The organism is Candidatus Zixiibacteriota bacterium (assembly GCA_026397505.1).
In the GTDB taxonomy this organism is placed as follows: Bacteria; Zixibacteria; MSB-5A5; order GN15; family PGXB01; genus JAPLUR01.
Map to the genome: position 1 here is coordinate 18958 of JAPLUR010000043.1, position 21411 is coordinate 40368.

The 21411-nt window shown below is 50.1% G+C and carries 18 protein-coding genes and 1 tRNA gene; 7 read left to right on the forward strand and 12 right to left on the reverse strand.

All coding sequences use genetic code 11. The features are described from left to right. The first annotated feature begins 37 nt into the window (after positions 1 to 37). The 5 genes from NT002_02735 (at position 38) to NT002_02755 (ending at position 4606) form a co-directional block, all read left to right on the forward strand. Complete coding sequence (locus NT002_02735) at positions 38 to 1141, forward strand: alanine racemase (protein MCX6828186.1); 1104 nt, start codon at positions 38 to 40, stop codon at positions 1139 to 1141. 11 nt (positions 1142 to 1152) lie between these two features. Continuing rightward, on the forward strand, positions 1153 to 1818 hold the full coding sequence (locus NT002_02740) for a thiamine diphosphokinase (protein MCX6828187.1): 666 nt from the start codon (positions 1153 to 1155) through the stop codon (positions 1816 to 1818). 164 nt (positions 1819 to 1982) lie between these two features. Continuing rightward, positions 1983 to 2053, forward strand: a tRNA-Gln gene (locus NT002_02745). A 334-nt stretch (positions 2054 to 2387) separates the two neighbouring features. Further along, a complete protein-coding gene (locus tag NT002_02750) occupies positions 2388 to 3590 on the forward strand; it encodes a GNAT family N-acetyltransferase (GenBank protein ID MCX6828188.1) in 1203 nt (400 codons plus the stop codon). Further along, positions 3587 to 4606 carry a glycosyltransferase family 2 protein gene (locus tag NT002_02755; GenBank protein MCX6828189.1) on the forward strand — a complete coding sequence of 340 codons (1020 nt, stop codon included), beginning with the start codon at positions 3587 to 3589 and terminating at the stop codon, positions 4604 to 4606. Before NT002_02750 ends, NT002_02755 begins: the two co-directional genes overlap by 4 nt. A 402-nt stretch (positions 4607 to 5008) precedes the next feature. Here NT002_02755 and NT002_02760 read toward each other — a convergent pair whose 3' ends face one another. Both NT002_02760 and NT002_02765 read right to left on the reverse strand, forming a co-directional pair. Next, positions 5009 to 5266: a hypothetical protein gene (locus NT002_02760; GenBank protein MCX6828190.1), complete on the reverse strand. Its 258-nt coding sequence runs from the start codon at positions 5264 to 5266 to the stop codon at positions 5009 to 5011. Positions 5267 to 5545: 279 nt separating this feature from the next. Then, entirely contained in the window at positions 5546 to 6040 is a 495-nt protein-coding gene (locus NT002_02765) for a hypothetical protein (protein MCX6828191.1), read from the reverse strand. A 413-nt stretch (positions 6041 to 6453) separates the two neighbouring features. On the opposite strand from NT002_02765, the gene NT002_02770 reads away from it, so the two are divergent. Both NT002_02770 and NT002_02775 read left to right on the forward strand, forming a co-directional pair. Further along, positions 6454 to 6951 carry a PH domain-containing protein gene (locus NT002_02770; protein ID MCX6828192.1) on the forward strand — a complete coding sequence of 166 codons (498 nt, stop codon included), beginning with the start codon at positions 6454 to 6456 and terminating at the stop codon, positions 6949 to 6951. Positions 6952 to 7514: 563 nt separating this feature from the next. After that, positions 7515 to 8315 carry a dockerin type I domain-containing protein gene (locus tag NT002_02775; GenBank protein MCX6828193.1) on the forward strand — a complete coding sequence of 267 codons (801 nt, stop codon included), beginning with the start codon at positions 7515 to 7517 and terminating at the stop codon, positions 8313 to 8315. A gap of 329 nt (positions 8316 to 8644) precedes the next feature. Here NT002_02775 and NT002_02780 read toward each other — a convergent pair whose 3' ends face one another. The 10 genes from NT002_02780 to NT002_02825 all read right to left on the reverse strand — a co-directional run bounded on the left by NT002_02780 (position 8645) and on the right by NT002_02825 (position 20864). After that, positions 8645 to 10330, reverse strand: coding sequence for a glutamine--tRNA ligase/YqeY domain fusion protein (locus NT002_02780; GenBank protein MCX6828194.1), 1686 nt, complete (start codon positions 10328 to 10330; stop codon positions 8645 to 8647). A 210-nt stretch (positions 10331 to 10540) separates the two neighbouring features. Further along, complete coding sequence (gene gltA / locus NT002_02785) at positions 10541 to 11947, reverse strand: NADPH-dependent glutamate synthase (GenBank protein ID MCX6828195.1); 1407 nt, start codon at positions 11945 to 11947, stop codon at positions 10541 to 10543. Next, positions 11944 to 12801, reverse strand: coding sequence for a sulfide/dihydroorotate dehydrogenase-like FAD/NAD-binding protein (locus tag NT002_02790; protein MCX6828196.1), 858 nt, complete (start codon positions 12799 to 12801; stop codon positions 11944 to 11946). Before NT002_02790 ends, gltA begins: the two co-directional genes overlap by 4 nt. Beyond that, positions 12794 to 15319, reverse strand: a complete 2526-nt coding sequence (locus NT002_02795; GenBank protein ID MCX6828197.1) for a molybdopterin-dependent oxidoreductase — start codon at positions 15317 to 15319, stop codon at positions 12794 to 12796. The genes NT002_02790 and NT002_02795 overlap by 8 nt, the downstream gene beginning before the upstream one ends. Continuing rightward, positions 15303 to 17216: an NADH-quinone oxidoreductase subunit NuoF gene (locus tag NT002_02800; GenBank protein MCX6828198.1), complete on the reverse strand. Its 1914-nt coding sequence runs from the start codon at positions 17214 to 17216 to the stop codon at positions 15303 to 15305. The genes NT002_02795 and NT002_02800 overlap by 17 nt, the downstream gene beginning before the upstream one ends. Beyond that, complete coding sequence (locus NT002_02805; GenBank protein MCX6828199.1) at positions 17213 to 17698, reverse strand: NAD(P)H-dependent oxidoreductase subunit E; 486 nt, start codon at positions 17696 to 17698, stop codon at positions 17213 to 17215. Before NT002_02805 ends, NT002_02800 begins: the two co-directional genes overlap by 4 nt. A 42-nt stretch (positions 17699 to 17740) precedes the next feature. Continuing rightward, positions 17741 to 19009 carry a 4Fe-4S binding protein gene (locus NT002_02810; protein MCX6828200.1) on the reverse strand — a complete coding sequence of 423 codons (1269 nt, stop codon included), beginning with the start codon at positions 19007 to 19009 and terminating at the stop codon, positions 17741 to 17743. Between the two features lie 30 nt (positions 19010 to 19039). Next, entirely contained in the window at positions 19040 to 19855 is an 816-nt protein-coding gene (locus NT002_02815; GenBank protein ID MCX6828201.1) for an ATP-binding protein, read from the reverse strand. A 76-nt stretch (positions 19856 to 19931) separates the two neighbouring features. After that, positions 19932 to 20267 carry a DRTGG domain-containing protein gene (locus tag NT002_02820; GenBank protein ID MCX6828202.1) on the reverse strand — a complete coding sequence of 112 codons (336 nt, stop codon included), beginning with the start codon at positions 20265 to 20267 and terminating at the stop codon, positions 19932 to 19934. 45 nt (positions 20268 to 20312) lie between these two features. Continuing rightward, positions 20313 to 20864: a hypothetical protein gene (locus tag NT002_02825; GenBank protein MCX6828203.1), complete on the reverse strand. Its 552-nt coding sequence runs from the start codon at positions 20862 to 20864 to the stop codon at positions 20313 to 20315. Positions 20865 to 21411: the final 547 nt, after the last annotated feature.

A 21411-nucleotide genomic window follows, 5' to 3' on the forward strand; every position in this document is an offset into this window, starting at 1 on the left:
TCCTTGATAAAGCCGATACTTTGCATATCTTTAATTCATGCCTCAATTCATAAACGATATCAGCACCCCGGCGATTGTGATTGAACGCGCGATTCTCGAAAGAAATCTGGCCGACATGCAATCTCTGGCAACAAGAAATAACATAAATCTTCGAGTCCATATTAAGACTCATAAAATACCGGAACTGGCCCAGACGCAGTTAAAACAGGGCGCTGTCGGGATTGCGGTGGCCAAGCTGGGGGAAGCCGAAATCATGGCCGGGGCCGGCATCAAAGATATTCAGATCGCCAATATCATCGTCGGCAAAGATAAGATCCGAAGATTGGTTAAACTTAATCGGATATGCCGCCTATCGGTCGCCATTGATTCGATTGAAAATGCCCGGGAGATTTCCGCCGCTTTTATGCGCGAACGAAATCCAATCGGTGTTCTGATCAAAGTCAATTCCGGTTTAAACAGATGTGGTTCTGATTCATTGGAAGAAATCACTCGATTGCTTAAAGCGGCCGAAAGACTTAAGGGTCTAAATGTTCTCGGTCTGATGACTCATGCCGGGCACGCCTATGGTGCCGGTAATCGAAAAGAGGTGCAAGCGATCGGCCGTTCCGAAGGAAAACTCCTGGTGGATTATGCGCGGAAACTCCAGACAGACGGATATGAAATGAAAGTACTGAGCGTCGGATCGACTCCGACCGCACGTTATTGCTTGAAAGTAAAGGGAATCACCGAGCTTCGTGTCGGAAATTACATTTTTAATGACATGACACAGGTTTCCCTTGGTACAGTGCCTGTCAGCCGCTGCGCCCTGACTGTCCTGACCACCGTTATCAGTGTGCATGAGGGGAATCGGGTTGTCATCGATGCTGGAAGCAAAGCCCTGGCCCTCGATAAGGGCGCTCATGGCCGCGAAATCCTGAAAGGATACGGCCTTATCGTAAGCACCGGCGATCATATTTCCCGATTATCCGAGGAACATGGCATTATCGATACTCCCGCGCGAAGGTACAAGCTGGGGCAGAAAATTAGAATCATCCCCAACCACGCCTGTGCGGTCATGAATCTCTTTGATGAGGCTTATCTGGTCGACGGCAAGAAAGCAATCAGAAAATTCAAAATCGCCGCCAGAGGAAAAATGAATTAAAGAGGTACTATATGCTCAAACCGAATAGATACTTCCTTTTTCTTAATTACAAATATCCTCCCAAGGATTTCTTGTTTTATCGGAGAAAAATCAAAAGCGGCGTCACCGTTGCCGTCGATGGCGGCGTCAGATTCTTCTTGAAAAACAAGGCCCTTCCCGATATTATCATCGGCGATTTTGACTCTGCCCCTCCCCTGTCGAAAAAATATCTCGCCCAGACAGAAGTGATTGTCTTCCCAACTGCAAAGGATAAAACCGATAGCCATCTCGCCCTGGAATTGGCCCTCGAACGCGGTGCCGGCGAAATAGAAATATTCGGTGGTGTCAGCAGTTCCGAAATCGATCATACCCTTGGGAATTTATTCCTCCTGGAACTGGTCAATAAATTCAATCGTGATTATAAAAGAAAAGTCAAGGCACGTCTGGTGGGACCGGGATACGAAGCCGCCATGATTGAAAACGGCCAGGGAGATTTTGCAGGCAATAAGGGGGATTTTCTGTCAATAATTCCTCTCTCAGCCGGCCCCATTGTTGACTTCACCGGGCTGGTCTACCCGCCACCGAAAAGACCGCTTCGGATCGGCGATTCGCTCTCGCTTCGCAATCAATTTTCCGGCCGGCACGCCCATATCAAGGTAAAGGGAAAAGTGGTGGTCGTTGTTTTGCACAAAAAATAGTCTTCTCTTTGGCGAAACCCGTCCAGCACATTTTGGGACCCCTGCCAGAATAACACTACTGCAAATATCTTGATATCTTCTTGACAATCCTTTTCAGCCGTATATATTGGGTGAAATTTAATAGAATCTATACCGATATAGATTCTATCCGGTGAATAAAAGCCTGGGGAATGGTCCAACGGTAGGGCACGTGGCTCTGGACCACGGAATCGGGGTTCGATTCCCTGTTCCCCAGCTTTTTTTATTGGCAAAATTTCTGCCAGGCAGTTTCAGCTCGGAACACCATTCCTCTTTTCTCAAGAGTTGAACTGGGTGCCTCTCTCAAAGACAAATTCGGGGCTCGGAAGCATCAAACGTAAAATTGAATAATAATCCGCAAACCGCGTATAAAGATTGACAAGAAACAAAGAATGCCTCAAATTGTGGCAGTTAATGGTCCACCTTAATTGTTGAGATAGACGACCGGCCCGCCGCATGGCGAGGCCACAGATGCTAATGATGCCGATTTCTGCCGATATATTGTACTTGGACTTCTGGAACAACAGATTTGACCCGCGGAGTATTATAGATTGACTGCTTCGGATAAATCGCGCCCGGCTTTCCCCAACGAACCGCAATCGGAATTGATGCTTGATGACGGCGTAAAAATCATCGCGGTCAGCGATTTATCCGCCCTGGAATCGCATGCCGACGCCTGGAACAAACTGGCCCTGAGCATGACTGCCGCGCTGCCGATGGTATCCCATGCCTGGGTCGCCTCATATTTCGAGCACCAGTTGCGCCCACGGGAAAAATGGCTCTGCCTGATGGCCTACCGGGGTGATAAACTGCTCGGCGTTCTTCCCCTCTTGATTGTCCCGCACCCGATCTGGGGAACCAGATCCCCCCGCCTGCGGATGCCCGGCAATTACGACACCGTATCGGTTGATGCCGCCCTGAGTGAATCGGAACCCGAGAAAGCCTTTGGGTACCTGCTTTTCGCTCTCAGAAAAGCTTTCCCCTCTTTCCAGAGTCTTGAGTTCAGCCGCCTCCCCGAGAAATCTGCCACTCTGACTTCTCTTGGCCGAATAGCCGAGCATTTCTTTGCAGTTCGCGAGGCGGCCGGATTCGGCAATTATGTCCGCATCGATGGTACCTATGAGAATTATCTCGACAGCCTTTCGCACAATTTCCGCCGCAATTTGAAAAAGAACAGCAAAAAAATAGAACAACTACCTGATCTGGTGACAGATTTTCATAGCGGCTGCGAAATCAAATGTCAGCATCTGACCACTTTTCTTGATATCGAGGCCTCCGGCTGGAAAGGCCAGGCGGGTACTTCCATAAAGCAATCTGTTTCGCTTAAGGCATTCTATGAAGCTCTTGATAGAAAATTGCGCGAACTGGGATGGCTCGAGTATCATTTCCTTCGCTCCGGTGATAAAGCCATCGCCGGGCATTTCGCCGTCAGGTTCGGCCGGACCTTGGTCCTTACCAAAATCGGCTATGATGAAACCTACGCCCAGGGCGCACCCGGTAATTATCTCTTTAATAAAAACCTCCAGAGGGCGTTTGAGAGAAATGATACTGACCTGATCGACTGCCTCTCTGATGAACCCTGGCATAATAACTGGAATACGTGCCGACGGTCATACTATAACCTCTATCTCTATCCCAAACGAACCCTCCCTTTCATTTTCGGCATGCTCCCCCGGAGATTACATCGGGTGGCGCGGAAAATACCCATCCTCTACAACCTCTACCACCGCATCCGCCGCGAAAAGAACAAATGAAAATGGCCTCAAGACTGAGCGTCTCTGTCATTATTCCCACCTATAATCGCGCCCCTTTGATTGTCAGAGCGTTGAAATCGGTGCTTGGACAGATTGGCAGCGATGATGAAATCATTGTTATCGATGACGGCTCGACCGACAACACCGCAGAAGTTCTTCAGCCGTTTCAGGCTGCCATCAAATATATCAGGGTCCCCAACAAAGGAGCCGGGGCGGCCCGCAATCATGGTGTTTCTCTGGCCACCAAGGACCTCATTGCGTTTCTCGATTCCGATGATGAATGGATGCCCGGCAAACTCGAACTGCATCGTGCCATTATGCAGGCCCGGCCCGATATTCTCTTCACCTTCTCCGATTTTGCCATCACCGACAAACATGAGCAGGTGGTCAGAAAGAACCTCAGGCGCTGGCATAATGATCCAAGACCCTGGAGCGAAATACTCGGCCCTGGAACCATCTATTCGACCATTGCACCTCTTCCCACCAGAATCGAGGACTTCTCCTTCTATGTCGGCGATCTGTACCCCCTCGAATTTCAGGCCAATTATATCTTCACCGGCACGCTTGTGGTGCGACGTGAGGCAGGTGAGGCGATCCATTTTGCCGAGGACACACCGGTTTTCGAGGACTGGGAATGTTTTGGACGACTCGCCCAAAAAGGGCCTGCCGGCTATCTCGATATTGAAACCGCCTGGCAGTACAGCCACCCCGGATTTCGCCTGACCGGCACCGATATTCTTCGTTCCGCTTTGTCGCGCATCAAAATTTCCGAGCGGGTCTGGGGAAACGATACTGCTTTTTTGCAGAAGCATTCCGGTTTATATCAATCAGTCCTTGAAGAGCAATACCTGACTGTGGCGCGGCAATATATCGCGCAGGGGAAAAAGGCTGAGGCGATTACCGCTCTCACCAGTGTCCCCGATGCACCGTTCAAGCTCCGGGCCTTGGCATCTCTTCCCGCCCCGCTCCTTCGTACTTTCGCCGCCGCCCGAAATCTTCTGAAATCCCCCAGATAGCTTCATAAGGCGAATCTCTGGATGCTGGATCAAGTCCAGCATGACAGTAAATGAATATAGAGAGAATTGTCGGGTTTCTCGACTCCGCTCGCGCTTCGTCTCGGAACCTCGACCTACAAAGTGACTTGCTTCACATGTCATGCTGGCGGAAGCCAGCATCCATGGGTGGGGCGGCCAAGGATAATATAAGTTGGTGAATAATAAGCGATTGCAAATAGGCGAAAAAAGCGAAGCCACCATTATTTCATCTAAACCCATATATAACAGCGGATTGTCAATTGGTGGGTTTGCTTTTTGAATTTTTTGCCCTTCTGACGGACGCAATTTCCCCCTCGTAACAGATTGACAGTAAATGAAATGGATGGATTGGGAAAGGATCGTCATTTTGGGTTCGTTTTCATTTTAAGGGGGTGAAATGGGATGACCGCGAGAGCCTTTGCCCGAGATGTCATGTTTGAAGCTGCGAATAAGTGATAATAGGACTTTATGTTGATACTTCTCCGGCAGTAATTGGATGGCCCGGACGAGATCGAATTTGGAATAGAGACCCTGTTTTAAGCCATTGCGGCTGGAGCGGAATTTGCCCAGTGGGGTTTTAGGGCCGGTGGATTTTAGGGCGTTGAGACGATTGGCAATTAGCTTTTTTTCGCTTATAGGCATATCTAATTACTCCTATAAATAGGGGTAGTGGGGAGAATCACCATCGGATCAATGGTAATTTTGCGAGGCGGGGATTGAATTGCAAGCGATTAGGAAGGAAATAATGGGAGTTCCGCGGGGTCTTAGGTCGCCGCCTCTGGCGGCGGGCGTGACCCTGCGGTGAATGGGCGCAGCGAGATTCCAATGAGCGCAGGGTTACATCCCGCCTGAAGTCGGGACAAGACCCTGCGCAACTTCGAACGTACTTCTACGGCCGGAATTTGATATCTACGTTCATTCTTAAAAATGATATGATAATCCGACCTTTAACTTAACGGAATTTAGATCGTAACTCAATTCTGCCGGCATCATTTCGTTATCCTCACCATTCAGATTTATATACATGCTTAGATAAGGAGACTCCAGTTTATTAAGCCCGAAAGAGGCATTATCTCCACACTTTGGCAAATATATTGATGTCTTCTCCGATGTTGAGTCAGGTTTTACTGAAGTCGAATCGGTGTCATGATTCTGCTTCTGCTGATCCTGCTGTTTTTCAATCTCATTCTTTTGATCTTTTTTCCCTTTGGTCGCATGGGATATTAGGACAATTGTCAAAGCCGCAGCCACGCCAACGGCAATAATGGTAACCCAGGGAAGGCCTTCTTCACCCGGAAGGTCATCGTAATGGCTCCTATACGCGGCACTTGCCGAGGTCGGTGCGAAAAAAAATTGCACCGAAAAGGCAGCCAGAGTAAGAAACACAATAGTGATACTTGACGATAGCTTCTTCATTTTGGACTTCCTTTGTTTATGGATTTTATTTCTCGTCATGTGCTTCGCTACTTGCTTTGGGTCTTGTTCTTTCGGCGGCAGAAATCCGCAGCCGCCTCAAACAGATCACCCGTTCACCTGCCATAATATTCGCCTCTCTTTAATGAGCCAAAGTTAAATAAGAATATCCGGAATTCTTCATTCTGTCAAGAAAATTCGGCGGAACCGCAAGACTTCGTCTCGGGTCCCCGCTACGCATGCTGAAATATAGAAATATGGATTGTCGTAACCCCCACCCATTCCGCGTAAGGCGGAATTCGGGGGTAATTAAGACCTACTTTAGCTTGACAAAGCGGATAAATATATTAGCTTAAAAAATATTACCATGTAATTCGGCAGGTTGAGTTTGTGATTAGCCAGGGGTGGACGTAACGATGGAAGAAGAATCAAAACACGTGTCAAGATTCAGAGAAATTTATCTAAAGCCGGACGAGAATATTGTCGCATGGGGTGAGGGTTATATCGGCGAAATGATGGGCAAGGGAGATAAAACCCAGCACAACGGTGTCCTGCTTGTTACCGATAGTCGCGTGGTTTTCTATCGAAAAGGTATTTTGGGGGAAGTGTTGGAGACAATACCTATAATGAAAATCACTTCAATAGAAAGAAAATCCATCCTGGGGCACCGGACAATCCGGATTCACACTTCCCATGATGATTTGGAATTTAAGACATTTGATAAAGAAAAAGAGCAAGCACTCTATACTGCGTTAGAAAATGGCAGGGAGAGGACTAGCGACCATTCGCCGTCTGACAGCAAACAAACTGATGCGTTTGAAGCATTGAAAAAGCTCGCCGAATTGAAGGAGTCGGGTGTGATTACGGAAAAGGAGTTTGCTGCTAAGAAGGCAGAAATCTTATCGAAGATTTAATTCGAGTGACCCTAGTCAAGTACGCATAATGGGAGAAAGATTCTCTGTTGCGTCGGGTCATAGATTCCGCATTAGCGGAAGCGAGACCTGACGCCACCATAGAGTCTTGAGGAACGCGATGCCACAGGATCAGACTTTCTCACAGCAAGCTGTGAGTTACCCGTTTTTGCAGGGGCGGGGGATATGAATGAGCGTAAGTGTCGAAACCGCAAGGGTTTCGACCTACCAAACTTTCCCACAGCCCTCCGCGGCGGATGTGTTACCCGATTCTTCGTAAATAATTAATTTCCCTTGCTACTTGCTGACGAATACACTATATTATTGGAGTAATAACAACTCGATAGGCATTATTGATCTAACCACATTGGCAATCGGAGGTTTTCGATGAAGACATCCGGATTTTCGCACTGCCACATTCCGACAGTCAGATTTATATATAAAAATATTCACTTGGAGTTGACATGATATACCAGATTTCATCATTCTCCCGTCCGCCTCCAAGTGGATTGCTTAAAGGCATTTTAATCGAATTATTTCTTAAAACTCGATATTTCGGAGGTAATATGTGCAAAACAGATAACTATGGCAGAATATTCATCTATTCCGCAGCCGTCTGGCTTCTTTATTTGTGCATTGCCTATGGCAGCCCGATGACGGATAGGCAGGATGATTCGCTCTATTTCCAATTGTCTAAAGATACAGTATCTGTTACATGTTCAGCCGGAACCGAGGATACAACCGCCGTTCTCTATTTTTCTGTAAAGGATGGTGCACCCCGATCCCACATAGATGAAATCCGTTTCACATTGGCCTTGGATACTTCAGTAATCCACATAACCGAAGTATCCCCAACCGATAACTGGCCCGGCATGGATGTTTCTTACTACACATTTGTGACTTTTGATTCGGAGACAGTGATTCGGGTTGCGATGTCTCTACTTCCCAATTCCTCTATCACCACGGACACGGTATTTGTTCCTTATGCACGAATAAAAGGTCATTTAGCTTGTGTTGGCTCCGGTCAGGCGATCGTCTTTCATGATACAGAGCATGACTACAACTATATACAAGGATATGAATCGTCGGGGCGGTTGTCGGAATATCCTCCGCAGGATCTCACTCATCTCATCGCCGGCGAAATAAGGTCGGCCGACTATGTCTGCGGGGATGTGAATGCCGACCGGAAGATCAATATCCGGGATATATCAGCCCTGATAAACTATCTATATAGAAATGGGCCGCCTCCCAACCATGATCACCCCCAGGCGGCCGATGTTGATGGTAATGGAACTCTTAATATTCAGGATGTTACCATATTAGTCAATTATTTGTATAAGTACGGTCCCGCATTGATTTGCCCGTAGCTATTTTATATTTAAACGTTCTCTGTTGCGTCGGGTCATAGATTCCGCGCTAGCGGAAGCGAGACCTGACGCCTTCATAGAGTCTTGAGGAAGCCGTCAGGTCACCATTCCCCCCCGCATAAGCGGGAGGGAATTAAGGACCTGCCGGAACAAGTGACATTTTGAGTTGAAATAAGGATTGTCGAAACCCCCACTCATTCCGCAAATAGCGGAATTCGGGGGGAATTTCGACCTACTGAGGCTTGCACTCCTGACAATATAATCATGTCAGGTCTACAAGAGACCTGACCTACTACTTCCGCCCCTCTACCGCCTTAAATTCGGCGGGACTATTTCTTTTTTGTCCAGGTGTCTTTGAGCGAGACAACGCGGTTGAATATCGGCGCGCCGGGGCGGGAGTCAGTCGGGTCTACAAAGAAATAGCCATGTCTTAAGAACTGGTAGCGGCTCTCCGGTAGAGCCGAGGCAATATTGCGCTCTATCTTGCACCCTTTCAGTGTCTCCAGCGAGGCGGCGTTCAGGCAGCTTTTGAAATCCTCTCCCTCATCGAGATTGCCGGGGTCTTCTTTGGTGAACAGATGGTCATACAACCGTACTTCGGCATCAAAAGCATGCGCCGCCGAAACCCAGTGCAATGTCCCTTTGACCTTGCGGCCGTCCAAAGCATCGCCGCCGCGCGTAGCGGGATCATAAGTACAGTGCAACTCGGTCACCTCACCGGAGGCATCTTTGACAACTTTGACGCACTTGACAAAATAGGCATGCTTGAGCCGCACTTCCCCGCCCGGCACCAGTCGGAAATACCCTTTGGGGGGATTTTCGCTGAAATCCTCCCGTTCGATATAGAGCACTTTCGAGAAAGGCACCCGGCGTGTCCCCATCGAGGGATCCTCGGGATTGTTGACTGTCTCGAATTCCTCGACCTGATTTTCGGGGTAATTATCCAGAATGACCTTGAGCGGCCGCAGCACCGCCATGATTCGCGGAGCGCGGATATTCAAATCCTCGCGCACGCAGTCCTCGAGCACCGCCACATCGACCATGCTGTCCCGTTTGGCCACACCGATCCGCTCGGCAAAGGTGCGGATCGATTCGGGCGTGTAGCCCCGCCGCCGCAGACCGGAAATAGTCGGCATGCGCGGGTCATCCCATCCCGAGACAAAACCATCGCGCACCAGTTCCAGAAGCCGCCGCTTGCTCATAACCGTATAAGTGAGATTCAATCGGGCAAATTCAATCTGGCGCGGGTGATGTATCCCCAGCTCGTCGATATACCAGTCATAAAGCGGACGATGATCCTCGAATTCAAGGGTGCAGATGGAATGCGTGATTCCCTCGATAGAATCGGACTGACCATGCGCCCAGTCGTACATCGGATAGATGCACCATTTGTCGCCGGTGCGGTGGTGCGAGGCGTGAAGAATGCGGTACATCACCGGGTCGCGCATATTGAGATTGGGCGAGGCCATGTCGATTTTGGCGCGCAGGGTGCGCGAACCATCGGGAAACTCGCCGTCACGCATCCGCGCAAAAAGGTCGAGATTTTCCTCCACTGTCCGGTTGCGATAGGGGCTTTCTTTCCCCGGCTGAGTCAGTGTCCCCCGGTGCTCCCGAATCTGGTCGGAGTTCAGATCGCAAACATAAGCTTTCCCCTTCTTTGTCAACCGCACCGCGTATTCATAAAGTTGGCCGAAATAATCGGAGGCGTAATATTCGCGGTCGCCCCAGTCGAATCCCAGCCAGCGGATATCCTTCTTGATCGATTCGATATATTCGATCTCTTCCTTGATCGGATTGGTATCATCGAAACGCAAATTATAAATGCCGCCATACTGGAGGCCAATGCCGAAATTGAGGCAAATCGATTTGGCATGTCCGATATGAAGATACCCGTTCGGCTCCGGCGGGAAACGGGTCATGACTTTCCCCTGAAAGCGATTGCTCTTCAGATCGCTATCAATAATCTCACGAATGAAATCGACCGGGGTAACGGCTTCGCGTTTTTCTATACCCATAATTTCCTCTTCATCGCGGCATTTGCTCCATTCTACAAATTTTCGGCATTTTAAACACTTTTATTACCCGGCTACAAGGCCGGGCATGCAATAGATACGAAAGATATATTCAATTGCCGGCGCCATCAAGGAGATTTTATACCGGGCAAGAATAGAAATAGGGACCGAGCTACTCAGTCCCTATTAAAAAATGGTCTATGACAGTCTCTTCTATATGGAGGAGAGATATTCGTGCATCGAGCGGGCGGCTTTGCGTCCGGCGCCCATCGCCAGAATCACCGTGGCGGCACCGGTGACCACATCACCTCCGGCCCAAACCCGGTCCATGGAGGTTTTGCCGGTGGCTTCATCGGCCACGATATTTCCCTTTTTCCCGACCTGCAAGGCCGGCGTTGCGGCCGCAATCAGTGGATTGGGGCTGTTGCCGATGGCGCAAACTACGGCATCGACCTCGACAATGGTCTCGGAGCCTTTAATCGGTATCGGCGAGCGTCTTCCCGAAGCATCCGGCTCACCCAGCTCCATTCTCAGGAATTCCATCTGCCGCACCCAGCCGTTCGAGTCGCCGATATAGCGGATAGGCAGGGTCAAATAATCGAATATCACGCCCTCTTCCTCGGCGTTTTCGATCTCCTCGAGACGCGCCGGCATCTCCTGACGCGAACGGCGGTAAATGATTCGGGATTCGGCGCCCAGTCGGAGCGCCGTGCGGGCGCAGTCCATGGCAACATTTCCGCCGCCGACCACCGCCACCCGCCTGTGCTTCTTGACCGGCGTATTATAAGCGGGGAACAGAAACCCTTTCATCAGGTTCATGCGGGTCAGATATTCGTTGGCTGAGTAAACGCCGTTCAAATTCTCGCCGGGAATATCCATAAACCACGGAAGGCCCGCCCCCGAACCGACAAAGACGGCATCATATTCTTTGAGGAGGCTGTCCATGGTTTTGGTTTTTCCGACCACAAAATCGGGAACCAGCTCCACGCCCAATTTCTGCAGATAATCGACCTCGCGATTGACAATGACTTTGGGAAGACGGAATTCCGGGATGCCATAAGTCAGCACTCCGCCCAGCATATGGAGAGCTTCGAAAATAGTGATCTTATGTCCCAGTTTGACGAGGTCGCCGGCTACGGTCAGCCCGGCCGGCCCGCCGCCGACCACGGCCACTTTTTTCCCGGTTGGAGCGGGAATATCCGGTATCTCCGGCTCTTTCTGGGTCGCTTCCCAGTCGGCCACGAAGCGTTCCAGTCTGCCGATCGCTATCTGCCCGCCTTTCTTGATCAGTACGCAGGTCGATTCGCACTGCTCCTCTTGCGGGCAGACCCGCCCGCAGACAGCGGGAAGAAGATTTTTCTCTTTCATTTTCTTTATCCCGGAGAGAAAATCACCGGCGGCGACCGCTTTGATGAATCCCGGGATATCAATTTCGACCGGGCATTTTCCGACACAGAGCGGTTTCTTGCACTGCAGACAGCGTAGGGCCTCCTCGATCGCGGTCTCGGGCGTGTATCCCAGCGCCACCTCGCTGAAATTGTACTTGCGTACATCGTGGTGCTGCTTGGGCATTTCCCGTCTATTCAAATCCAGCTTCTTTTTTGGTTGCGGTTCGGTCATAGGACTTTTTCCTGTACTCTAATACTATGTTCTTCGCATCGGCTCGAGGAGAGCATGATGACTTCTTCATTCATATATGTTTTGCGGCGCTGCAGCAGTTCGGCCCAATCGACCTGGTGGCCGTCAAAATCGGGGCCGTCCACACAGGCAAACTTGGTTTTGCCTCCGACCGAGACCCGGCAGACACCGCACATCCCGGTTCCGTCAATCATGATCGGATTCAGGCTGACAATGGTTTTGATGCCGTAGGGCCGGCTCATATCGGACCCACGTTTCATGAGAAAAGTACACCCGTTGATAATGACCCGGTCTATGGCAATATCGGCGGCTTTCATTATTTCCGGTATCCGCACGGCATGACCTTTGAATCCTTTGGTGCCGTCACGGGTGATGAAAATCAATTTGTCGGAAACCTTTCGGAATTTCTCTTCCCAGTAAACCAGGTAAGAACTCCGGGCTTCAACAACCGTGGTGACCTTGTTCCCTTTTTCTTTCAGAGCGCGAGCGATAGGATAGATACTGCCGATACCGTAGCATCCGGCCAGGCAAAGCACAGAACCAAATTCCCCGATCTCGGTCGCATTACCCAGCGGTCCGACCACGGTAGGGATAGTCATACCGGCTTTGAGGGCGGCCAACTTGCCGGTAGTACCGCCCACCTCCATAAAGATAATAGTCAGAGTCCCCTTTTCGGCGTCCCAATCGGAAACAGAAAGAGGAATCCTCTCGCCGTCGTCATCGGCCCGAACAATCACAAACTGTCCCGGCTGAATCTGGGCGGCCACGGCCGGGGCCTCCACCACTATCTGGTGGATATTAGGCACGATCATCTCATTTGATATCAGCTTAAACATATTTTTTCCTCATTCTGACCGCAAAGGGGTTGGTTCCGATGACCTCATCCTGGCGCAAAATAACCGACATTGTTCCCGGAGGCTGTTCCGCCCGAATATCCGCCTTCCAGATTCTTTCAAACCGCTCGGAACTGACAACGACTTCATCATCAAGGGCAATACCGGCCCGGTCGGCATCCTCGGGGTTAAGCTGCACGACGCCGTCGACAAAGAGCTTCTTCAATCCATCGACCCAATTGGATAGCGGGAATCCGCGATAATTATTCTCTTCCGCATAAGTGTGAAGCAAATAAGGATACTCCTTAACGGAGCCGATCTCAGCGGAGGAAATCGATAGCGACTCGGCCAGCATGCCTTCAGAGGCCAGCGCTTCCGGGCGGCGATCAAAGAGGTCGGCCTCGCGGAACCCTTTAACAACGGCAGCTATTTCCTTCTGAATTTCGGCGACACCGGCGTAGGCAAAACCAAATTTGTCCATTTTCCGGGCAATCATAACCAGCCATTGCCAGTCGGCAAGAGCCTCACCGGGAGGGTCGACTGCCTTCCTTACCTGCTGGACCCGTCCTTCACCATTGGTGAAAGTACCGTCCACTTCCGCAAATGAGGCCGCCGGCAGAACCAGGTCGGCCCGATAGGCATCAGGGGGTGGATAAATATTCTGGAAAATCATAAAATCAGCCGGAGGGCGCTCGCTCAGAGGGACTTCGCCGATAAGATAAAGGACTTTCAGTTTCTTTTCGGTCAGCAGCGCTTCGGCATTCCACCCCGGCGCATAATTGGGAATATTGGCGGCCCATTTATCATTGAGTTCAGCCAACTTCTCTTTGTTGGAGGAAGAGAATCCGCCCGGTAGGAGCTCGGGATAGGTACCCATCGTCAAAGAGCCGAAAAGGTTGTTCTGGGATGGCAGAGGAATGACTCCGGCATTGATATTCTGAGCGAGACTACCGATTGCCTCAAGTATCTGCCGACTGTCATGGTATTTGATGAACTCCGAGCCAACCAGAATGACCGGATTGGCCGCCTCATGAAGGATGGCCGTGACATTCTTAAGCTCGACGGCAGGGATCCCCGAAATATCCTCTGCAACAGGTGCCATTGAACCTTCCTTACCGGTCAATTTTACAAGGGCATCAAATAATTCCCTTTCCTTTCCGATTGCTGGTTTGAGCCATCTCTCGGATATAACGGCAAAATTATGGTCCCGGGGATTGATCGAGATGATCCTGGCGCCGCGCCGGGTCGCTTTGCGAAGCTCGACACCGGCCACCGACCTTCCGAATTTGGTATCGAGACCGATGCAGAGAATCACCGAGGCTTTCCGAATGTCGGAAAGCGGGACGCTCAGCTTCATCAAATTCAGGTAGGCATTGAAACCGGCGCCGTAGTGGAGGCGGGCGGTGGTATCGATATGATGGGAGCCGAGGGCGGCCCGAACAAATTTCTGAGCGACATAAAGGTCTTCGTTGGTGCAATTGGGCGAAACCATCATGGCGAACTGTTCGGGCAAACAGGCGGACAATTTTTCCGCGGCGAGCGCCACCGCCGCTTCAACCGATATCTCCGCTTTGGTATCGCCTTGGAGCTGATAAGGTTTTTTCAGGCGGCGATAATCATTGACCAGTTCGTTAATACAGAATCTCCCTTTCACACAAAGCTGCCCGTCATTAATAAGCGGATCTTCAGCCGGAAGGGAGCCGATTACCTCATTTCCCTTTATCTGCAATTCAATCTGACACCCGATACCGCAAAGCGGACAGGTAGTGGTCTCGGTTCGCTCCGCTTTACCTTTCCACTTGCGGGTTTTTTCCGAAAGGGCTCCGGTGGGGCAAATCGAAACGCAGGCGCCGCAAAATTCACATCCGGCTTCGAGATGAGTCCGGCTGAAGGCCGGGCCGATAATAGTATGCCGGCCGCGTTCCTTGAACGAGATGGCGTTGGCGGTGCGAATCTCATGGCACATCCGCACACATCGGCCGCAGAGAATGCAGAGATTGTAGTCGCGGTCATAGAAAGGATCATCCTTCTCGACCCGGAGATTGCGGTAGTAAACCGGGTATTTCATCTCGGTGATACCGATTTTTTCCGCCACATCCTGCAATTCACACTGCCGGTCATTGGGGCAGTAGCGACAGCCGGTCGTGACGCCCACTTTGCGGATGGTGGATGAAAACTCCTGGCATTCGACCTTCTCGTCACAGATGAGGCAGCTGCAAGGATGCTCGCTCAGGATAAGATTTAAAATCTCGGTTCTGATTGTTTGAATCTGCGCGGTCTGAGTTCGGATTACCATTCCGTTTTCCGCCGGGGTGGTGCATGAGGTGGGGAAACCGCGCATCCCCTCAACTTCGACAATGCACATACGGCAGCCGCCGAAGGGGGACAGGTCCTTGTGAGCGCAGAGAGTGGGGATATAGACATTGCTCTTTTCGGCGGCCTCCAGAATGGTTGACCCTTTGGCCACTTCCAGAGTCTGGTTGTCGATCGTTACCGTTATGGTTTCAAATGACTTGCTCATCGGCGACTCTCCCTCGGGATCTGATGACAATAGCATCACCGGCTATGGCATCGAAACGACAGATTTCATAACAGGCTCTGCACTTTATGCACTTGGACGGATCCAGGTTGTGTGATTGTGCTCTGGGTCCGGTAATGGCACCAGTGGGGCACGCGCTGACGCAACGCTGGCATCCGGTGCACTTCTCGGGGATTACCCGGTATTCGATAAGCTCCTTGCAGACTGAAGCCGGGCAGTGTTTCTCCTTCACATGCAAAAGGTATTCCGATCTAAAGTACCGAAGCGTCGTCAAGACCGGATTCGGAGCCGTCTGCCCTAATCCGCAAAGTGAATTGTTCTTTATAGTATTGGCGAGGTTTTCCAGCCTTTCGATGTCGGCTTCTTCCCCATTTCCTTGCGTAATGCGATTCAGAATCTCTACCATTTGCGCGGTTCCGATTCGACAAGGGGAACACTTTCCACACGACTCCTCTTGAGTGAAATTAAGGAAATAGCGAGCCAGATCCACCATACAGGTGTCCTCGTCCATCACAATCATACCACCAGAGCCCATGATAGAACCGGCCTTAGCCAGGGTCTCATAATCTATTGGTAGATCCAGCATATCCTCCGGGAGACATCCTCCGGAAGGGCCCCCTGTCTGAACCGCCTTAAACTTCTTCTTGATCTTTTTTTCGCTCTTTATTCCACCACCGATGTCGTAAATAATCTGTCTCAGCGTGATCCCCATGGGCACCTCAACCAAGCCCGTGTTGTTGATCTTGCCCACCAGCGAGAATATTTTTGTTCCCTTGCTGTTATCAGTGCCGATGTTTGAGTACCAGTCGGCACCGTTTTGAATGATGTGGGGAATATTAGCCCATGTTTCCACGTTGTTAATGGTGGTGGGTTTTCCCCATAAACCGACCTGGGTGGGAAAAGGTGGTCTTGATCTGGGGAAAGCGCGCCGGCCCTCTATGGAAGCCATGAGGGAAGTCTCTTCTCCGGAGACAAAGGCACCCGCCCCTTGAAACACCTGAATGTCAAATCCGAAGCCGGAGCCGAGAACGGACTCGCCCAATAGCCCGTGTTCTCTGGCCTGACTTAGAGCGATCTTCACATGTTTTACAGCAAGAGGATATTCCGCCCTGACGTAGACAAAACCGGCTGAAGCGCCAATGGCAAAGGCTCCAATGATCATACCTTCTATGACGCTGTGAGGATTACCTTCGAGCACGCTTCGATCCATGAATGCCCCCGGGTCTCCTTCGTCTGCGTTGCAAATCACATACTTGATGTCAGAAACGGTGCTACGGCAGCTCTCCCATTTTTTCCCTGTCGGGAAGCCCGCTCCCCCCCTTCCTCTTAAGCCGGATGCTTTGATTTCAGCAATAACTTCCTCGGGTGTCATATCTCGAAGCACCTTCACCAGGGCCTGATAACCATTGAGGGCTATGTAGTCCTTGATATCGGTCGGATCTATTAACCCGTTGTTTTCCAATACGATGCGCTTTTGTTGATTGTAGAAGGGGATATCTTTTTCGCGAACGATTCTTTTCTTTGTATTGAGATCGCGATAAAGAAGCGTTTCAATGATGTTCTTGTTTACTATTGTCTCTGAGACTATTTTTTCGACGTCCTTGATTTTGGCCTTTTCATAGAAAATGCCCTCAGGGTGGATAACAACAATCGGCCCTCTCTCACAGAAACCATGACATCCTGTCATCCGGATGTCGACAGATTTTTCCATCCCCTGCTTCCTGATCTCTTCCCTGAATACGCCGACGAGCCCGGTGGCTCCCTGGGTCTGACAACCGGTTCCGCCGCAGACCGTTATACAAGGCTTATTCGCACTTCTGGCCTGCAAAACCTCGGCTCTAATCTCTTCCAAGTGTTTAGCATTGACGTGATTTTTCATATGACCGCATCACCCTCTCGTTCATCTTTAGATCCATATTTTTGAATGAGTCCCTCAACTTCCTTTATTTTCATCAGCCCGTGGTAATCGGTGTCAACTGCGACAATGGGACCCAAGGCGCAGGCTCCAAGACAGTTCACCGTTTCCAATGTAAACATTCTATCGTCAGTAGTCTTGCCCGGTTCTATGTGAAGCCATCTTCTGAATTCATCCAGGATGCTCAACGAACCTCTTACATGGCAGGCGGTTCCCATACAAACCTTGATCGTGCATTTCCCCGGTTCGACAAACTTGAACTGCGAATAGAATGAAGCTACCCCGAAGATCTGATTCTCGGAAATTCTCAGGAATGGGGCAATGTTCCTGACGGCATCTTCGGAGATGTACCCGAATACCTCCTGAATCCTCTGGAGAATCGGGATTAATTCCCCTTCTTCACCCTGGAATTCCGTGAACAGGCCGGCAAAACTGCTGTTTATCACTGCATATCCTCCCCTTGGGGTTTAGATAGATTCTTTTTCAAGTTAATCCTCGCGTCTCGTTTGAGCCAGAAAGATGCAATCGGTCAGTTGTGCCTCTCCCCGCACGACATCCTCGGCGAATGACAGGCAGGTCGGCGCTCCGCAGCAGCCGCAATCCATCTGGCGCAGTTTCTGATATATTCTTTCTCTTTCTTTCATTCTCTTGATCGATGTCTCCAGATCGGTATCGAAATACTTTGTATCACGAGGGAGAATCGGATTCTCCAGATCGAAATATCCCTCTCGCAGACGATTGTTGATATACTCGTCATTGGTTTTTATCAGATTGGCATATTTGCTCTGCTGCTTGATACTGTTGGTACGGGCGACATAGGGGTTTTCGACTCCGAATGCTCCGCCCACGCACCCCAGCATGCAGGTCATCGCCTCCACATAATGGACATTGCGAATCCGGGAGTTTTCAATATCGTCAAAGATCTTCATCACATGGTCCAGGCCGGAGACGGCCAGCCAGTCCTCCAACGCCGAGGCGATCGTAACGGCGCCGAAAGTGGTCCAGCTGCTGTTGAATGAAAAGTCCTCGGGTACCTGACTTTCATCAAACTTTTCTCTTATTTCGGCGATCAGCGGCACGAGCGCGGAATAAACCTCTTTGATCGATACGGCCCCGTCAAAATACGATCGCGCCTTTTCCGCCGGCTGCTTAATGGAGACAATGATGGCCGGGCAAGGCGCCACATAGACTATCCCGATATCTCTCGGCCTGAGGCCGAGGCTGCGCGGCATTTCTTTGCGTATCTCGCGGGCGGTCACCTCGCGCGGGACATCAAGGGGAACGATCTGCTCCACCAGGTCGGGAAAACGCACCTGAATCAGCCGGATAATCGACGGGCAGTGAGAAGATATCTGGGGTCGGCGGACGCCGGCCTGCTTGATGTACTTGTAAAGCGCCCGGGCCAGAGCCGCATAGGAAGTGCTGACATCGACGACTTCATCGAAGCCCATTTTTTTGAAGGCCCGATGAATGATATAAGGATGGATGCTGGAGTCGAATTGCGCATAAAGGACCGGTGAGGGAACGACTATTTTATATTTGAAATGAGATATTTCGGCGAGGGGATCGGTTATAGGCACAATGGCCCCGGAGGGACAGGCCGAAATACAGGTGCCGCAATCGACACACAACTCTTCCGATATGACCGCCTTGCCATTCCGGATTCTGATTGCCTGGGTCGGGCATTGCCGCACGCAGGCCATGTGGCCGCGGCACTTTTCCGGAATTACCTTATGAGCGTGATAATATTCAGCCAATTTGCGCTTACCCTCCGGTTAAGGTAGATTCTAAATATAAAATTTCATCTGCAATGTCGTTCCTTTATTAACTTCGCTATTTATGATCAATTCGTCGCTGTTTCTTTTTATGTTGGGCAGTCCCATACCGGAGCCGAAGCCCATAGCCCGCATCTCTTCGGTCGCGGTGGTGTACCCTTCCTGCATGGCCAGTGAGACATCGGGAATACCTTTCCCTTCGTCGGCAATGATCACCTCGATCACTTTCGGAGTCACCAGAAGACTGACTTTGGCTCTCCGGGCATGCATAACCACATTCATTTCCCCCTCATAGGTCGAAATAGCCACACGGCGGACCAGTTTGTGATCGAGACCGATTTTTTTGAGGATCGATTTCACCTCGGTCGAGACCATCCCGGCGTTGGCAAAATTGCTCCCTTCGATTATCAACTCCTGGCTGAGCAGCATCTCTTCGGCTTTATGGGCCGGAAGGCTGATCTGCAGAGCCGGGGAATTACCTCTGGTCATGGCATCAATCCTAACACAGGCGTCGTACATATCCAGGTCGGTGGAAAGAAGGATCAGATGGTTTTCTCGGGCAAATTTGGCCGAGCCGTCTTTCGGTTTCTTGCCCCGAATGAAGACAACCCCCTTGAATTCCGCCATATGGGCCGAAATAACCGCCTGCAACGTGGCCAGTCCGGTCAGAAGGATGGAATTTGGGCGGCCGAATGCCAGCACGTCACTCATCAGGTCAGAGGCATAGATATGCTCCACCGAAGCATCCAGCCGGTCATCCGACTCGATAATGGCGGCTTCCAGCGCGTCTTTAATCGATCTGATCTCTACCGTGGTCAATTTGTTCATGATGTCAAATATCGTTTTCCCCGGAGAATCTTCATAATTTATCGCTCCGGGAATCAACCCTTTTATTCCGCGCCGGCTATTTGGTCAACGGTCCCAGTCCATATAGTTTTCCCACCAGTTCGAAAGTCGGAAGATTCGTCGACAATATGGCAATATTATATTTGCTGGCGATATCAATCGTTTCCTGCGGAACATCTTTGCCGCCGGTAACGATAATGGCGGAAACATCCACCAGATTGGCCGCGGGAACAATGCTCTTGTGCGTCTGCACGGTCAGCCAGATATTCCCCGATTTGGCTCCGGCCATAACATCACTCAACATATCCGATACAAAGACACCGTTAATATCGCGGTGCTCGAATTTGCTCAATGGTTTAAGACCAAGTTTTTCAATCAGGTCTTTGGTGGTCATTTATTCTCTCCTGCGTAATTCTTATAAAATCAATCCGGCTTCACATCAAAAAAGCGGTTTTCTTTCCGTGGGCGGTTCCGGTGAGAGCATCCCCACATCATGAATAAAATCGCCACGGCACATTGACAAATCCTTAATCAAATCAAATGATATGATTTTCATTCGTGATCGGGAGGTGTCTCGCCGCTGGTTGAAATAATCAGTCAGGATATCCAGTTTATACTGGGAAATCAACTTCCTCTGGTCTTTATGAAGGAATCCGAAGGCGACCAGTATCCAGGTTCTCTCGGCTTCAAGTCCGGCCTGCTGGATTTCCACCTCGCAGTCAGGCAGGCAGCCGGTACAGTGCATGAGACCCATCAGGTCGTCGAATTTCTCCAAATGCCCGCACTTGATGCACTCCAAATCAAACCGGAAAGATTGGGCATTTTCGACTCGGCTCCAGAAACAATCTCCATCGCGGTATTTGTCGCCGAGAATCGGGTTATCTTCGGCCGTAAAATAGGTCCCCAGGCCGTTGCAATGAAAGCATTTCTCGAAAACAACAAAACCGAACTGAATGCTGGTCATTTCCCACCGATGTTGACATGCGGACATGGTCACTTGCTCCAAGCTCTGATATGGTTGTGGGGGTATTTGGTCATAGGCAGGTTCCAAGGCGCGATGCTAAGAAGTATAAGGCGTATATTTAATACCTTCCCGGCAACACTTTTCGAATCGCCAAATCCTCCTGATAGCAGATACAAGGTTGACTGTTTTGGTCTTACGCAACAATATAACCAAATCACCAAAGCAAGTCAATTATATCTTATTTCAAAAATTCGCTTTCGGCTCAATTCAGTTGGTCGGAGCCAATTTTTATTCGGTTGCCGAAAGAATTTGGTCTATACTTAGACGCGGCTGAATTAAGACAAGACAGCAGCCAGCCTTCGTTATGCATTATCGCTCTCAGGCAATTCTCTTTTTGAGCATAAATGTCGCCCCCCAAATTCTGCGGATTCAGGGGTAATGTCAATATTAGTGTGGAAATTGGTATATCCTTTTTTTCATTTATTTAGGCTGCTTTTTGTATCATGTTTTTGATGGTTTTTATTATTTCATTGTTTCTGTGCCATTTATGATTGAAATAGTTGAATAAAGCATA

Coding starts and splice junctions, on each gene's coding strand:
- NT002_02735 (MCX6828186.1), top strand. CDS start 38: ATGCCTCAATTCATAAACGATATCAGCACCCCGGCGATTGTGATTGAA.
- NT002_02740 (MCX6828187.1), top strand. CDS start 1,153: ATGCTCAAACCGAATAGATACTTCCTTTTTCTTAATTACAAATATCCT.
- NT002_02755 (MCX6828189.1), top strand. CDS start 3,587: ATGAAAATGGCCTCAAGACTGAGCGTCTCTGTCATTATTCCCACCTAT.
- NT002_02760 (MCX6828190.1), bottom strand. CDS start 5,266: ATGCCTATAAGCGAAAAAAAGCTAATTGCCAATCGTCTCAACGCCCTA.
- NT002_02765 (MCX6828191.1), bottom strand. CDS start 6,040: ATGAAGAAGCTATCGTCAAGTATCACTATTGTGTTTCTTACTCTGGCT.
- NT002_02770 (MCX6828192.1), top strand. CDS start 6,454: ATGGAAGAAGAATCAAAACACGTGTCAAGATTCAGAGAAATTTATCTA.
- NT002_02775 (MCX6828193.1), top strand. CDS start 7,515: ATGTGCAAAACAGATAACTATGGCAGAATATTCATCTATTCCGCAGCC.
- NT002_02780 (MCX6828194.1), bottom strand. CDS start 10,330: ATGGGTATAGAAAAACGCGAAGCCGTTACCCCGGTCGATTTCATTCGT.
- gltA (MCX6828195.1), bottom strand. CDS start 11,947: ATGACCGAACCGCAACCAAAAAAGAAGCTGGATTTGAATAGACGGGAA.
- NT002_02790 (MCX6828196.1), bottom strand. CDS start 12,801: ATGTTTAAGCTGATATCAAATGAGATGATCGTGCCTAATATCCACCAG.
- NT002_02795 (MCX6828197.1), bottom strand. CDS start 15,319: ATGAGCAAGTCATTTGAAACCATAACGGTAACGATCGACAACCAGACT.
- NT002_02800 (MCX6828198.1), bottom strand. CDS start 17,216: ATGAAAAATCACGTCAATGCTAAACACTTGGAAGAGATTAGAGCCGAG.
- NT002_02815 (MCX6828201.1), bottom strand. CDS start 19,855: ATGAACAAATTGACCACGGTAGAGATCAGATCGATTAAAGACGCGCTG.
- NT002_02820 (MCX6828202.1), bottom strand. CDS start 20,267: ATGACCACCAAAGACCTGATTGAAAAACTTGGTCTTAAACCATTGAGC.
- NT002_02825 (MCX6828203.1), bottom strand. CDS start 20,864: ATGTCCGCATGTCAACATCGGTGGGAAATGACCAGCATTCAGTTCGGT.